This is a genomic window from Egicoccus sp. AB-alg2 (assembly GCF_041821065.1).
Lineage (GTDB): Bacteria > Actinomycetota > Nitriliruptoria > Nitriliruptorales > Nitriliruptoraceae > Egicoccus.
The window spans coordinates 348,593-362,858 of sequence record NZ_JBGUAX010000006.1 but is presented as its reverse complement, the minus strand read 5'-3'; the positions used below and the strand labels follow the sequence as shown (position 1 = coordinate 362,858).

Sequence of the window (14,266 nt, the reverse complement as noted above, 5' to 3'; positions counted from 1 at the left end):
CGACGACTACGGTCGGCGCCCCCGGCGACGTGGAGGGACGAGGTCGTGGGCGAAGTGGAGTTGGGCACGCTGCTGTGGGAGCCGGCGGACGACGCCCGCGAGCGCACGAACATGGGCCGCTTCCTGACGTGGGTGGAACGGACCCACGGCCTCGACCTGCCCGACTACCACGCGGCCTGGCGGTGGTCGGTCGAGGACGCGGAGTCGTTCTGGGCCGCGCTCGTCGCCTGGTTCGACCTGCCGTTGCACGCGCCCTACGAGCGCGTCCTGACCGACGCGTCGATGCCCGGCGCGGTATGGCTGCCGGGTGCGCGCCTCAACTACGCCGAGCAGGCCCTGCGCTGGACGGGGGACGGGCCGGCGATCGTCGCCCGCTCGCAGACGCGTGACGAGGTGGTGCTGACCCGCGACGGCCTGCGCGACCAGGTCGCGCGTGCGGCGGCCGGGTTGCGCCGCCTGGGCGTCGGCCCCGGCGACCGCGTCGTCGGCTACCTGCCCAACGTCCCCGAGACCATGGTGGCGTTCCTCGCCTGCGCCGCGATCGGGGCGGTGTGGTCCTCGTGTGCCCCGGAGTTCGGGGTCAAGGCGGTCGTCGACCGGGTCCGTCAGATCGAGCCGACCGTGCTGCTGGCCGTCGACGGCTACCGCTACGGCCGGCGGACCGTCGAGCGGCACGACGAGGTCGCCCACATCCGCGACGCCCTCCCGAGCCTGCGTGCCACGGTCGTCCTGCCCTATCTGCACGACGCGGTCGATCGCGCCCGGTTCCCGGGTGTGACCAGCTGGGCGGAGCTGCTCGCCGAACCGGCGCCGCTGCGGTTCGAGGCCGTGCCGTTCGACCACCCGTTGTACGTGCTCTACAGCTCCGGGACGACCGGGCTGCCGAAGGCGATCGTCCACGGGCACGGGGGAATCCTGCTCGAGCACGTGAAGATCCTCGGGCTCCACCACGACCTCGGCGACGGGTCGGTGTTCACCTGGTTCACGACCACCGGGTGGATGATGTGGAACTACCTCGTGTCGGGCCTGACCGTCGGCGCCACCGTCGTGCTGCTCGACGGCGACCCGGCCCACCCGGACCTCATGACCCTGTGGCGGCTGGCGGCGGAGACCGGTCTCGACGTGCTGGGTGTGGGGGCGCCGTTCCTGCTGGCCTGTCGCAAGGCCGGCCTGCGCCCCCGCGACGAGGTCGACCTCTCCCGCCTGCGGCAGATCGGTTCGACCGGTTCGCCGCTGCCACCCGAAGGGTTCGGGTGGGTCCGAGATGCCGTGGGAGAGCACGTCCAGGTCTGCTCGGCGTCGGGCGGCACGGACGTGTGCACGGCCTTCGTGGCCGCCGCCCCGCTGCTGCCCGTCCACGCCGGCGAGATCCCCTGCCGCTGCCTCGGCGCGTCGGTCGAGGCGTTCGACCCCCACGGGCACCCGGTGGTGGGGGAGCGGGGCGAGCTCGTGCTGACGCGGCCCATGCCGTCGATGCCGGTCGGCTTCTGGAACGACGCCGACGGCAGCCGCTACCGCGCCGCCTACTTCGAGGACATTCCGGGGGTGTGGCGCCACGGCGACTGGCTGGAGATCACCGATCGCGGCACCTGCATCATCACGGGGCGGTCGGACGCGACGCTGAACCGCGGCGGCGTGCGGATGGGGACCTCGGAGTTCTACGCGGTCGTGGAGGACGTCGAGGGGGTGGCCGACTCGCTGGTCGTGCACCTGACCGACCGGGCCGGCGACCTCGACCGGTTGGTGCTCTTCGTGGTCCTCACGGCCGGCCAGGACCTCGACGACGACCTACGGGCGCGGCTGGCCCATGCGATCCGCAGCGAGCTCTCGCCGCGCCACGTCCCCGACGAGGTGCACGTCGTGCCGGCCGTCCCGCGCACGATCTCCGGCAAGAAGATGGAGGTGCCGGTCAAGCGCCTCCTCGAGGGCGAACCGCTCGCCGCGGTCGCCAACCCCGGCGCCATGGCCAACCCGGACAGCCTGGCGGCGTTCACCGCGGCCAGGGCCGACACGGCCTGAACCCTGCACCCCCCGATTCGTGCACACAGCGCGCGAACGAACGTCGCGATTGCGACGATCACGACTTCCCGAACGGACGGGGGCGCTTCGGTGCCGTGACCAGGGGTTTCCGAGAACGCCCAGACGGCCGCGTACCCGCACGTACGGGGCCGTCCGTGCAGGGTTCGCGGTTTGACCCCCAGCCGGGACCTCTGTCCCGGTGTGGCGGTCCCGGAGGCGGCGTCGGGCCGACGTGACCCGGTTGCGAAGCCGCAACGGCCTCGTCACGGTTCGCCGCCGCGCCGCCGGGGTGGCAACGCCGTCCCGGGTCCGTAGCGCCGCCCGTGCCGACCCACGTCTCGGCGTTCCCGACCCCCCGGAGTCGATCCGTGCTGCTTCGCCGCGCCCACCTACCGCTCGCCCTGCTGCTCGCCGTCGCCGTCGCCGTCGCCACCGCGCTGGCCTTCCCGACCAGCGCCGAGGCCGCCGACTTCGACGACACCCGTGGCCAGACCTACGCCGCCGCCGTCGACGCCCTCGCGAAGCGCGAGATCATCCTCGGCTGCGAGGAGGGGCGTTTCTGCCCCGAGCGTGCGCTCACCCGCGGTCAGCTCGCCGCCATCCTGGTGCGGGCGCTCGACCTCGAGCCGGGCGAGCCGGGGCGCTTCGGCGACACGGCCGGTCACGAGCACGAAGCCAACATCGACGCCCTCGCCGCCGCCGGCATCACGAACGGCTGCGGCGAGGACGGCGACGACTTCTGCCCCAACGCGCGCATCTCGCGCCAGCACGTCGCGTCCATGCTGGTCCGCGCCTTCGGCGTCCCCAAGACCGGCAAGACCCACTTCAACGACGTGAACCCCAACGGCACCCATGCGGTCAACATCAACTCGCTCGCCGAGGCCGGCATCTCCGCCGGCTGCACGAACCCCATGGACGGCTTCTGCCCCCACCAGCAGGTGACGCGCTGGCAGGCCGCCTACTTCGTGGCCCGTGCGCTCCACCTCGTCGACCGGGTGACGATCCTTCCGCTGCGCGAGCGCGAGCAGCTCGAGGCCCAGCGTCTCGCTCGCATCGAGGCCCGCAAGCAGGCCGAGGCCGAGGCGAAGGCCCAGGCGGCCGCCACCTCCGAGCGCGAGGCCATCTGGGACCGGCTGGCCCAGTGCGAGTCGGGCGGCAACTGGTCGATCAACACCGGCAACGGCTACTACGGCGGCCTGCAGTTCAGCCTGTCGTCGTGGCGCGCCGTGGGTGGCAGCGGCTACCCGCACCAGCACTCCCGCGCGGAGCAGATCTACCGCGGCGAGCGCCTGCAGGCGATCCAGGGCTGGGGGGCGTGGCCGGCCTGCTCCCGCAAGCTCGGCCTGACCTAGGCCCGACGCCTAGGCTGGCGGGTCCGTGCCACCTGCCCGCGAGGTCGACGTCCACGTGACCGCACCGTCCGAGCCCCCGCTCGCCGAACGCCGTCCGCACCAGGTCACCCGCCACGGCGAGACGGTCGAGGATCCCTGGTTCTGGCTCCGCGAGCGGGAGGACCCGGCGGTCCGCACCCACCTCGAGGCCGAGAACGCGTGGACGCAGGCGCACCTCGCGCCGCTCGAGCCGCTGATCGACACCCTCTTCGGGGAGATCCGCAGCCGGGTCCAGGAGACCGACGCCTCCGTCCCGACGCTCGACGGCGGCTGGCTCTACTACCGCCGCACGCTCGAGGGACAGCAGTACGGCATCCACTGCAGGCGAGCAGCGCCGGCCGGCGTCGACGACGTCCGCACGCTGCCCGACGACCTGCGCCGGCCGGTCGACCCGGCCGCACCGCCGGACGACGAGGTCGTGCTGCTCGACGAGAACGTCGAGGCGGCCGAGCACGAGTTCTTCCGGCTCGGCGGCTATGCGGTCAGCCCGGACCACAAGCTCGCCGCGGAACTGGTCGACACCAACGGCTCGGAGCGGTTCACGATCCGGGTGCGCGACCTGGCGACCGGTGAGTTGCTCGACGACGTGATCGAGGGGGCGGCCTACTCGCTGGCGTGGTTCGACGACTCGGCGACGTTTCTCTACGCCGTGCCCGACGACGCCTGGCGGCCGTACCAGGTCAAGCGTCACCGGCTCGGGACCGACCCGGCCGAGGACGAACTGGTCCTGCAGGAGGACGACGAGCGGTTCTGGCTCGGCGTCGGCCGGATGCGGTCCGACCGTTACCTCGCCATCTCGATCGGCAGCAAGGTCACCAGCGAGTGGCATCTGCTCGACGCCGCCGACCCGGCCGCGCGGCCGCGCCTGGTCGCGCCCCGCGAGTACGGCGTGGAGTACGACGTCGACCACCGTGGCGACCGGCTGTTGATCGTGACCAACGCCGACGGCGCCGAGGACTTCAAGCTCGTCACCGCCCCTGTCGACACGCCCGGACGCGAGCACTGGCGCGACCTCGTGGCGCACCGTCCCGGCGTGCGGCTCGAGGGCGTCGACGCGTTCGCCAGCCACCTCGTCCTCCACGAGCGCACGCAGGCCCGCACCCAGCTGCGGGTCGTCGACCCGGACACGGGCGAGGGTGACGTCCTGCAGATGGAGGAGGAGGTCTACAGCGCCGGGACGGGCCCCAATCCCGCCTTCGCCTCGCGGGTGCTGCGGATCGTCTACACGTCGCTGACCACGCCCACGCAGGTGATCGACGTCGACCTCGACACCGGCGAGCGCACGCTGCTGAAGCAACAGCCGGTCCGTGGCGGCTACGACCGCACCCGTTACGTCTCCTGGCGCGAATGGGCCACCGCCGCCGACGGCACGCGGGTGCCCGTCAGCCTCGTCCGGCACGCCGACACCCCCCTCGACGGCACCGCTCCGTGCCTGTTGTACGGCTACGGGTCCTACGAGATCTCGATCGACCCCGGCTTCTCGCCCGTCCGGCTGTCGCTGCTCGACCGCGGGTTCGTGTTCGCGATCGCCCACGTCCGTGGCGGTGGCGAGATGGGGCGCCGCTGGTACGAGGACGGCAAGTTCCTCGCCAAGCCGAACACGTTCACGGACTTCGTGGCCTGCGCCGACCACCTCGTCGAGCAGGGCATCACCGCGCGCGACCGTCTGGCGGTCCGTGGCGGCTCGGCCGGCGGGCTGTTGATCGGCGCCGCGCTCAACCTGCGGCCCGACCTCGCCGCCGCCGCGGTCGCCGAGGTGCCCTTCGTCGACGTCGTCAACACCATGTCGGACCCGTCGATCCCGCTGACCGTCATCGAGTACGACGAGTGGGGCAACCCCGAGGAGCCGGACTACTACGAGGTGATGCGCTCGTACTCGCCGTACGACAACGTCCGGCCGGCCGACTACCCGGCGCTGTTCGTCACGGCCGGGCTCAACGACCCCCGCGTGCAGTACTGGGAGCCGGCCAAGTGGGTGGCGAAGCTGCGCGCCACCGCGACGGGCGGTGGGCCGATCCTGCTGCGCACCGAACTCGGCGCCGGCCACGCCGGACGCTCGGGCCGCTACGACGCCTGGCGCGACGAGGCCCGCGTGCTCGCGTTCGTGATCGACCGGGTCGGTGCCGGGGCTCCGCGCTCGGGCGCGCCGCGCTAGTGCGGGTCGTCGCCGGTGCGGCACGCGGGCGTCGACTGGTCGCCCCCAAGGGTCATGACGTGCGCCCCACCACCGATCGGGTCAAGGAGGCGCTCTTCTCCTCCCTGCAGCCGCTGCTGCCCGGCGCGCACGTACTGGACGTGTTCGCGGGTGCCGGCGGGCTGGGCATCGAAGCGCTCTCGCGCGGCGCGGCCTCGGTGACCTTCGTGGAGCGCGCCCGGCCGGCCCTGGACGCGCTTCGCCGCAACCTCGACACCGTCGGCCTGCCCGGCGCCGAGGTGGTCGCGACCGATGTCGGACGGGCGCTGCGCGGCGCGCTGCCGGGCGCACCGTTCGACGTCGTGCTCGCCGACCCGCCCTACCGGTTCGACGCCGAGGAGTTGCAGGCGGTACTCGCGGGCCTGCTCGACCACCTCGTCGACGGCGCCACGGTGGTCGTCGAGCGAGCGGCACGCGACGCGCCACCCCCGTGGCCGGTGGAACTGCTCCCGCAACCGCCCCGCCGCTACGGTGACACCGCCCTGCACCGCGCCGAGCTGCGCACCAGGGACGACGACGCGTCGGTCAGGAGGCAGCGGTGACGGTCTCGGTGGTGGTGCCCGGCAGCTTCGACCCGATCACGCTGGGCCACCTCGACATCGTGCGGCGGGCGTGCGAACGGTTCGACCACGTCACCGTGGCGGTGCTGGAGAACCCCCGCAAGCAGGGCCTGTTCTCGGTCGACGAGCGCCTGCAGCTGATCCGCGCCGTCGTCGGCGAGATCGACAACCTCGCCGTCGAGCGGTTCGAGGGCCTGCTGGTCGACTTCTGCCGGGCGCACGACATCGGCATCATCTGCAAGGGGCTGCGGGCGGTCAGCGACTTCGAGTACGAGCTGCAGATGGCGCAGATGAACCGCCGCATCGGCGGGATCGAGACCGTGTTCATGTCGACCTCGCCGGAGCACTCCTATCTGTCGAGCTCGCTCGTGAAGGAGGTCGCCCGCTACGGCGGCCCGCTCGACGGCACCGTGCCCGACGTCGTTGCCGACGCCCTGCGCGACAAGTTCGCCGCGGCTGGCGGGTGATCTGGGCCCCGACGGCCGACGCTACCCTCCGCCCGAATCGTCCCCCGTGCCAAGGTTGCCCCCATGTCGGACCACCGCGGTGTGCCCCTCGACGTCGAGGCCAAGCTGCACCAGCTCGAGCGGCTGGTCGCCGAGGCCAAGGCCGTGCCGTTGTCGGCCTCCATCATGCTCAATCGGGCCGAGGTCGACGGCCTGGTCGCCGACGTCCGTGACGCGCTGCCCGACGAGCTGACGCAGGCCCGCTGGGTCATCAAGGAACGCGACGAGATCCTCGAGCGCGCTCAGGCCGACGCCGACCGCATCGTCGCCGACGCCCGTGCCGAGGCCGAACGCCTCGTCTCCACGCAGGAGGTGGTGCGCTCGGCCGACCGCGAGTCCGAGCGGGTGATCGAGGACGCCCGCGAGCAGGCCCGCCAGATGCGGCTGGAGGCCGAGGACTACGTCGACGCCAAGCTCGCGAACTTCGAGGTGGTGCTGCAGAAGACGCTGACGGCGGTGGAGAAGGGCCGTCAGAAGCTGCGCGGCCGGCTCGACACCGATCAGCTCGCCGAGGAGTTCGAGCTCGACGAGCCCGCGAGCTGACGCCACCACCCCCCGCGACGGCCTAGGGCGCCTGTGGTACCGTGGACGTCCGCGTCCACGCCGCCCGGCCTCGCCGGGTCGTTCGCGTCGCGCGCCGACGCCTCGTCGTGGCGCGGTCGCGCAGACACCACGGCACCGACGTCCCGGGCGTCCCGCCCGACGTTCGCGTGTCGCCAGCAACGCCATGTCCGAAGGTCCCACGCCGTGCGCGTCACCGTCACCGAGCTCGTCGACAACCCGGGTGCCACCCGGGCGTTGTCGCGTGCCGCGGCGGTCGAGGAGTTCGGCGAGGAGGCCTGGGGCCCGGCCGAGGGCGCCCTGCGGGGCGACATCCAGCTGGCCCTCGACCTCGACGCCGTCGTCGAGGGGATCCTCGTGCGCGGCTCGGTCGGGGTCGATCTGGAGCTGCCCTGCGGTCGCTGCCTGACCCCGCAGCCCGTGCACGTCGACAGCGACGTCGCGGAGCTGTTCGTCGACCCCGCGAAGCGCGAGGACGACGACGAGGAGGACCCGGGCTACGAGTTGATCGACGACCGCACGGCGATCGACCTGACGACGATGGTGCGCGATGCGCTGCTCGTGGACCTGCCCGTCCGCGTGCTGTGCCGCGAGGACTGCAAGGGCCTGTGCGAGGTCTGCGGCACCGACCGCAACCGGCACGACTGCGGCCACCGGCCCGACGCCGCCCCCGATCCACGCTGGGCGAAGCTGGCCGACCTGGACCTGCCGAGCGAGTAGCCTCTCGCGCCGAATCGATGCCCGTCGCGCCCTCACGGCGAGCGGGCCTCGCCCGCCCACACCGACCGATGCCCGCCATCATCGCGGGACCGAACGATCAGGAGAGACCGATGGCCGTCCCGAAGCGGAAGCTGTCGCGTTCGCGTACGCGCCACCGCAAGGCCCAGTGGCTGCGCACGGCCGCGCCGACCACCGCCAACTGCAAGCGCTGCAAGGCGCCGGTGCGCCCCCACACGGTGTGTGGCACCTGCGGCGCCTACGGCGGCCGGACGGTGCTCGAGGTCGAGTAATGACCGTTCTCGCGGGTCGGACCCCGGGGCGTGGCCCCGGCGCGTCCGCCCGCCGGCGGGCGTGCCACCGTTCGCGACGGCTGCAGACCGGCTCCGCACCGGAGCCGGTCTCGTCGTGTCCGCGGCCGGTCGGACCGTGAGCGCGCCGCTGGAGTTCCCGCCCGCGAGCGACCTCGCCACGCTGCTCGACGTGCACTTCGACGACCCCAGACTGCTCGAGCAGGCACTGATCCACCGCTCGTGGGCGTTCGAGAACGGCGGCGCCGAACCCAACGAGCGGCTGGAGTTCCTCGGCGACGCCGTGCTCGCCCTGGTCGTCACCGACGAGATCTACCACGCCCACCCGACCGAGCAGGAAGGCCGGCTCGCCAAGGTGCGCTCGGCCGCGGTGAAGACCGAGTCGCTGGCGGAGATCGCCCGGGTGCTGGGCCTGGGCCGCTTCGTCCGCCTCGGCCGGGGCGAGGCCATCTCCGGCGGCGCCGACAAGGACTCCATCCTGGCCGACACGCTGGAAGCGGTGATCGGCGCGGTCTACCTCGACAGTGGCTTCGTGGGCGCCTACGACCTCGTCGAGCGGCTCTTCGCCCAGCGGCTGCTCGACCTCGCCGAGCGCGATGCGGCCCTGGACTACAAGACGAGCCTGCAGGAGCTCACCGCGGCGCGGTTCGACGTGCTGCCGCGCTACGAGGTGCAGGACACCGGCCCCGACCACCAGAAGATCTTCACGGCGCGGGTCGTGGTCGACGGCGAGGTCGTCGGCACGGGGACCGGTCGGAGCAAGAAGCAGGCCGAACAGGTCGCAGCCCGCGAGGCGTACCGGACCCTCGTGGCGCGCGTGGAGTCCGACGGTCCGGAGCCCGTCCGCTAGCTTCCCGCCGACCCGGGGGCGCGGGGGCCACGTCACGCGGCCTGCGCCCGGGCCGAGGAAAGGGAGGACCCCGGTGCTGGAACTGCCCGAGGTCGAGGTGCTGCGCAAGGACCTCGAGAAAGAGGTCGTCGGCAAGAAGGTCAAGGACGTCACCGTGGCCACGGCCGCGCTGGTGACCAGCTTCCACGGCAAGCGGCCGGAGTTCGTCAAGGCGCTGACGGGCCGCAAGATCGAGGCGGTCCGACGACGGGGCCGGGTCTTGTTCGTCGACCTCGACGACCAGCACACCTGGGTGATCGACCCGGGCGAGCAGGGCTTCCTGCACCGCGAGACGGCGACGGAGTCGCCCGGTGCCGACACCCACCTGGCGGTCAGCTTCACGGTCGGCGGGGCGGTCCACCTGACCGAGCCGGGGGAGGTGACCGCGCGCACCGGTGTCGTGCCCAACGAACGGGCGCTGGAGGCCGCCGAGGTCGCCCCTGACGCGCTCGACCCGTTGGACGACAACCCGACCTGGATGGAGTTCGGGCGCTTCCTGCAGGCCGCCGACCAGCCCCTGAAGCTGCTGTTGCTGGACCCAGCCGTGATCGCGGGGATCGGTCCCGTCTACAGCGACGAGATCCTGTGGGAAGCGGGCCTGCGTCACGACCGGCAGTCCTCGTCGCTGTCGACGCAGGAGGTCCGTCGCCTGTACCGCGCCATGCAGGAGGTCCTGCAGGCGGCGATGAAGGCGGCCGGGCCCAGCCTGGACGACAGTGACGGCGGGGACGCCGTCGACGACGACGGCGAGGCCGCCGAGCACCTGCACGTCTTCGGCCGCGAGGGACTGCCGTGTCACCGGTGCCGCAAGCCGATCGCGCGCACGCGGGTCAAGAAGGGCGTCTACACCTTCCATTGTCCGCAGTGCATGATCTGAGCGGGGGAATGTGGACGTCCGACCACGTCTCGACCGCGCCAGCGCTTCCCAACCGGGCCGGGGTTCGGGTACCATCGGGCGCACTGACGGGCCCGATGAGGCCTGCGCGCGTCCGTCCGGCGCTCCTCGCCCCTGGATCGCGCGACTGCCACGACACGTGTGTGCTTTCGGGAGGATGAGGCATGGGCAAGGCCCTGCTCGGCACCCATGCGTCCCCGTCCAGCCTGCGGCTCCTCGACGAAGTTCGTGCCCTGCGGCAGCGGGTCGCGGATCTCGAGCGTGCGTTGGCCGAGGCCGAGGCGGTGCGTGACGCGAAAGCGGTCCAGGTCGACGTCGAGCCGTTCGAGCTCGACCAGCGCGAGCCCGCCCGTACGTGACGGGCCCGGACCCGGCGCGCGTGACGTCCCACTCCCCGTTCGTGGCGCGCCCGCGATGACGCGGGTGCGTCGCTGGGGCGCGACCGGGCGCTAGTCTGCGCCGCTCGCCGCGCACGTCCGCTGCCGGCGCTTCCCCAAGACCGTCGTGTCGGCGCGCCTGCCGTCGGCGCGCATCGCTCGACCGGCGCCACCCCGCGCGTCCACGGAGGAAGCGTGTTTCTCAGGTCCCTGACGCTGCGCGGGTTCAAGTCGTTCGCCGACAAGACCGTCCTCGAGGTCGAGCCGGGCATCACGGTCATCGTGGGCCCGAACGGGTCGGGCAAGTCAAACGTCGTCGACGCGCTCGCGTGGGTGCTGGGGACGCACTCGGCCAAGAAGGTCCGCGGCGGCTCGATGTCCGACGTCATCTTCGCCGGATCCCCGACCCGCACGCGCGCGAGCCAGGCGCGCGTGGAGATCGTGATCGACAACAGCGACGGCCGCCTCGGCGGTGCGGGCCTGGGCACCGCCGCCAGCGCGGCCGAGTTCAGCGAGGTCCGGGTCGCCCGCACGATCCATGCCGACGGCGACGCCGGCTACCAGATCAACGGCCAGGAGGTCCGCGCCCTCGACGTGCAGGAGCTGCTGTCCGACACCGGCCTCGGTCGCGAGCTGCACACCATCGTCGGCCAGGGCCAGCTCGACGAGATCCTCAACGCCAAGCCCGAGGAGCGTCGCCGCTACATCGAGGAGGCCGCCGGCATCCTCAAGCACCGCCGTCGGCGTGAACGCGCCCTGCGCAAGCTCGAGCAGGTCGACGGGCACATCGACAAGCTCAAGACGGTGCTGCGCGAGCTGCGCCGCCAGCTGCGGCCCCTGGAGCGCCAGGCCGAGGCGGCCGACCGCTACGCCCAGCTGCAGGCCGAGCTCCGCGACGTCAAGACCCGCATCGCCGCGCACGAGCTGGACCGGCTCACGCGGCTGGCCGCGTCCGAAGGACGCGACGACGACCAGACCACCGCCCAGCTGCAGGCCGCCGAGCAGGACCTCGCCCGGCACCGCCACCGCCAGAGCACGCTGGAGGCCGAGCTGGCCCGGCTCGGCCCCGCCGCGGAGCAGGCACAGCGCACCTACTACCGGCTCACCTCGCTGCAGGAGCGACTGAAGGGCACCGCCGACCTGGTCGAGGCCAAGCGCCGGCACCTCGTGGAGTACACCGAGGAGCCGCTGGCGGGGCGCCCGCCGGCCGAGCTGCGTGCCCAGGCCGACCGCGTCGACGCCGAGCGCGCCACCCGCGGTCAGGAGCGCGAGGCCGACCGGCAGAAGCTCGAGGAGGCCAGTGCCGCCCGCCGCGACGCCGAACAGTCCCGCCGGGCCCACGAGCAGGCGGTCCAGGCCGAGCGCCGGCGTCGTGCCGAGCAACGCGAGCGGGTGCTGCGTTGGGAGGGCGAGGTGTCCGCCCTGCGCGGGGCGGTCGCCACGACCGAGGCCGAGCTCGGTCGGGTGAGCTCGTCGCTGGAGAGCCTGGACGCGCGCGTCGCCGAGGCCGAGCTCGAGGTCGCCGCCGTCCAGGACGAGATCCAGCAACTCGACGTCAGCGAGGTCGAGCTGACCGCCACCCTCGAGGCCGCCGAGACCGAGGTGGCCGCGGCGCAGGAGGTGGTCGAGGACCTCGCCACCCGTATGCGCGAGCTGGAGGCACGTCGTTCGTCCCGGGCCGCGCGCGCCGAGGCGTTGCGGGCGGCGCTGGCGGAGACGGGCGGCGGCACCGCCGCGCTGCTGACGGGCGACCTCGACGGCGTGCTCGGGCCGGTCGCCGACCACGTCCGCGTCGAGGGCGGCAACGACGCCGCCCTGGCCGCCGCGCTCGGCCCGCTCGGGGAAGCCGTGGTCGTGCGCTCCGTCGACGATGCCCGCTCGGCCGTCGCCTGGCTGCGGGAGCTGACCCCGGGCCCCGCCACCGTGTTGGCGGCCCGCGGTCCGCGTGCCGACGTGACGGTGGACGCCGACACGGCGGCGCGCCTGAGCGAGGCAGGGGCCACGGCCGTCGCCGACCTGCTCACCCCCGCGGCCGGGGTCGAGCAGGCCGACGCCGTCGTCGACGCGCTGCGCCAGGCCGTGGCCGGCACGTGGGTCGTGCCGGACTGGGAACGCGCGGTCGCGCTGCACCACGACGAGCCCGATCTGACGTTCGTGACGCCCGACGGCGACGTCGCGGGGCCGTTGGGGTTCCGGGGCGGGGCCTCACCGGAACGCTCCGCGGTCCTGACCGCCACCGCCGCCGACGACGCCGAACGTGAGGCCGGCGAGCTCGAGACGACCCTGCAGGAGCTGGCCTCCCAGCGCGAGACCGCCGAGGCCACCCTGCAGCAGGCCCGCCGCCGGCTGGCCGCCGCGACCGACCGGATCAACGAGTCCGACGCCGCCATCACCGGCGCCGCCGAGCGGCTGGCGCGACTCAACAAGGAACTGCACACGCTCGCCAGCCAGCGCGGCATCGTCGCCGGGCAGCGCGAGGAGCTCGCCGCCGTCCTGGAACGCGACCGGGCGTCGCTGTCCGAGCTGCACGGCCGCGGGCCGGACGTCGACCTCGACGACGACGTCGACGACGGCCCCGACGAGACCGCGCTCGAACTCGACGAGCAGGTCGAGCGGGCGCGCGAGCGCGAGCTGGACGCCCGCGTCCGGCTCGAGCGCACCACCGAGCAGGTCCGCCACCTCGAATTGCAGGCCCAGGGGCTGCGCCAGGAAGCGGAAGAGGTCGAGGCCGCACTCGCCGAGGCCGCCCGGCGCCGCGAGCTGCGCCGCCAGGGCATCGTCCGCTGCGGGGAGCTGGCCCTGGTCGCCCGCACCGCGACCGAGTCGCTCGACCGCGCCGTGCGGGAGGCGGCCGCCGCCCGCGATGCCGCCCAGGCCGAGCTCGGACGTCACCGCGGCGAGCTCGCCCAGGTCCGCGACGCCGTCGGCGCCGCCGTCGCCGCCCGCGACGAACTCAAGGAGCTCCGGCACGCGGCCGAGCTGCGGCGCGCCGACGTCACCAACCGGCTCGAGCAGCTGACCGACCGGCTGCGCAACGAGTTCTCGCTGTCGCCCGACGAGGTCCGGACCGAACACCCCGAGGCCGGGGCCTACGACGTCACCGCCCTGACGGAGCGCGAAGACGTCCTCGTCCGCAAGCTCGGCCTGCTCGGCCGGGTCAACCCGCTCGCGCTGGAGGAGTTCAAGGCGCTCGAGGAACGCCACGCGTTCCTGTCCGACCAGCTCGACGACCTGCGGCGGTCCAAGCGTGACCTCGAGGAGGTCGTGGTCGCCGTCGACGACCGCATCCGTGAGGTGTTCCGACAGGCGTTCGAGGACATCGCGCGGGAGTTCGAGCTGACCTTCGCGACCGTCTTCCCGGGCGGCCACGGACGGCTCGTGCTGACCGACCCCGACGACATGCTCCTGACCGGCATCGAGGTCGAGGCCCGCCCGCCGGGCAAGAAGGTCACCCGGCTCTCGCTGCTGTCCGGCGGCGAACGCTCGCTGACCGTCCTCGCCTTCGTGTTCGCCATCTTCCGGGCCCGACCGAGTCCGTTCTATGTGCTCGACGAGGTCGACGCCGCCCTCGACGACGTCAACCTGCAGCGGCTGCTGCGGGTCGTGCGCAGCTTCCGCGGGCACGCCCAGATCATCATGGTCACCCACCAGAAGCGCTCGATGGAGATCGCCGACGTCCTGTACGGCATCACGATGGGGCCCGACGCCGTCACCAAGGTCGTCGCCGAGCGCCTGCGTACGCCGGCCGCCGTCGACGCGCTCGAGGACCGCGCCAGCGACGCGCCCACCGAGGCGGTCGCCGACGAGGAGCCGGTGCACGGCTGACCGCAGGCGCCACGGCGGCCG

At 73.2% G+C, this 14,266-nt stretch carries 11 protein-coding genes and 2 pseudogenes; all 13 read left to right on the top strand.

Features of this window, described 5'->3' with window-relative positions; translation table 11 throughout:
• Positions 1 to 60 precede the first annotated feature (60 nt).
• The 13 genes and pseudogenes from ACERM0_RS13960 to smc all read left to right on the top strand — a co-directional run bounded on the left by ACERM0_RS13960 (position 61) and on the right by smc (position 14,245).
• The gene (locus ACERM0_RS13960; RefSeq protein ID WP_373679266.1) at positions 61 to 2,019 is read left to right on the top strand and encodes an acetoacetate--CoA ligase; all 1,959 of its coding nucleotides are present in this window, start codon (positions 61 to 63) and stop codon (positions 2,017 to 2,019) included.
• Between the two features lie 323 nt (positions 2,020 to 2,342).
• Positions 2,343 to 2,603, top strand: a pseudogene (locus ACERM0_RS13955) (S-layer homology domain-containing protein); the annotation flags it as partial.
• Between the two features lie 468 nt (positions 2,604 to 3,071).
• A pseudogene (locus tag ACERM0_RS13950) lies at positions 3,072 to 3,368 on the top strand (transglycosylase family protein); the annotation flags it as partial.
• Positions 3,369 to 3,426: 58 nt separating this feature from the next.
• Positions 3,427 to 5,565, top strand: a complete 2,139-nt coding sequence (locus ACERM0_RS13945) for a S9 family peptidase (protein ID WP_373679265.1) — start codon at positions 3,427 to 3,429, stop codon at positions 5,563 to 5,565.
• A complete protein-coding gene (gene rsmD, locus ACERM0_RS13940; RefSeq protein WP_373679210.1) occupies positions 5,565 to 6,146 on the top strand; it encodes a 16S rRNA (guanine(966)-N(2))-methyltransferase RsmD in 582 nt (193 codons plus the stop codon). Before ACERM0_RS13945 ends, rsmD begins: the two co-directional genes overlap by 1 nt.
• On the top strand, positions 6,143 to 6,631 hold the full coding sequence (gene coaD / locus ACERM0_RS13935) for a pantetheine-phosphate adenylyltransferase (protein ID WP_373679209.1): 489 nt from the start codon (positions 6,143 to 6,145) through the stop codon (positions 6,629 to 6,631). Before rsmD ends, coaD begins: the two co-directional genes overlap by 4 nt.
• 63 nt (positions 6,632 to 6,694) lie before the next feature.
• Positions 6,695 to 7,213: a hypothetical protein gene (locus tag ACERM0_RS13930; protein ID WP_373679208.1), complete on the top strand. Its 519-nt coding sequence runs from the start codon at positions 6,695 to 6,697 to the stop codon at positions 7,211 to 7,213.
• 204 nt (positions 7,214 to 7,417) lie between these two features.
• Complete coding sequence (locus ACERM0_RS13925) at positions 7,418 to 7,951, top strand: DUF177 domain-containing protein (RefSeq protein WP_373679207.1); 534 nt, start codon at positions 7,418 to 7,420, stop codon at positions 7,949 to 7,951.
• 110 nt (positions 7,952 to 8,061) lie between these two features.
• Positions 8,062 to 8,241, top strand: a complete 180-nt coding sequence (gene rpmF, locus ACERM0_RS13920; protein WP_373679206.1) for a 50S ribosomal protein L32 — start codon at positions 8,062 to 8,064, stop codon at positions 8,239 to 8,241.
• Positions 8,242 to 8,377: 136 nt separating this feature from the next.
• Positions 8,378 to 9,109, top strand: a complete 732-nt coding sequence (rnc, locus tag ACERM0_RS13915; RefSeq protein WP_373679205.1) for a ribonuclease III — start codon at positions 8,378 to 8,380, stop codon at positions 9,107 to 9,109.
• 73 nt (positions 9,110 to 9,182) lie between these two features.
• Positions 9,183 to 10,025 (top strand): Fpg/Nei family DNA glycosylase, encoded by an 843-nt coding sequence (locus ACERM0_RS13910; RefSeq protein ID WP_373679204.1) that lies wholly within the window; start codon positions 9,183 to 9,185, stop codon positions 10,023 to 10,025.
• A gap of 182 nt (positions 10,026 to 10,207) precedes the next feature.
• Positions 10,208 to 10,402, top strand: a complete 195-nt coding sequence (locus ACERM0_RS13905) for a hypothetical protein (RefSeq protein WP_373679203.1) — start codon at positions 10,208 to 10,210, stop codon at positions 10,400 to 10,402.
• 213 nt (positions 10,403 to 10,615) lie between these two features.
• Positions 10,616 to 14,245, top strand: a complete 3,630-nt coding sequence (smc, locus tag ACERM0_RS13900) for a chromosome segregation protein SMC (protein ID WP_373679202.1) — start codon at positions 10,616 to 10,618, stop codon at positions 14,243 to 14,245.
• The last annotated feature ends 21 nt before the right edge of the window (positions 14,246 to 14,266 follow it).

Coding starts and splice junctions, on each gene's coding strand:
- ACERM0_RS13930 (WP_373679208.1), top strand. CDS start 6,695: ATGTCGGACCACCGCGGTGTGCCCCTCGACGTCGAGGCCAAGCTGCAC.
- rpmF (WP_373679206.1), top strand. CDS start 8,062: ATGGCCGTCCCGAAGCGGAAGCTGTCGCGTTCGCGTACGCGCCACCGC.
- ACERM0_RS13905 (WP_373679203.1), top strand. CDS start 10,208: ATGGGCAAGGCCCTGCTCGGCACCCATGCGTCCCCGTCCAGCCTGCGG.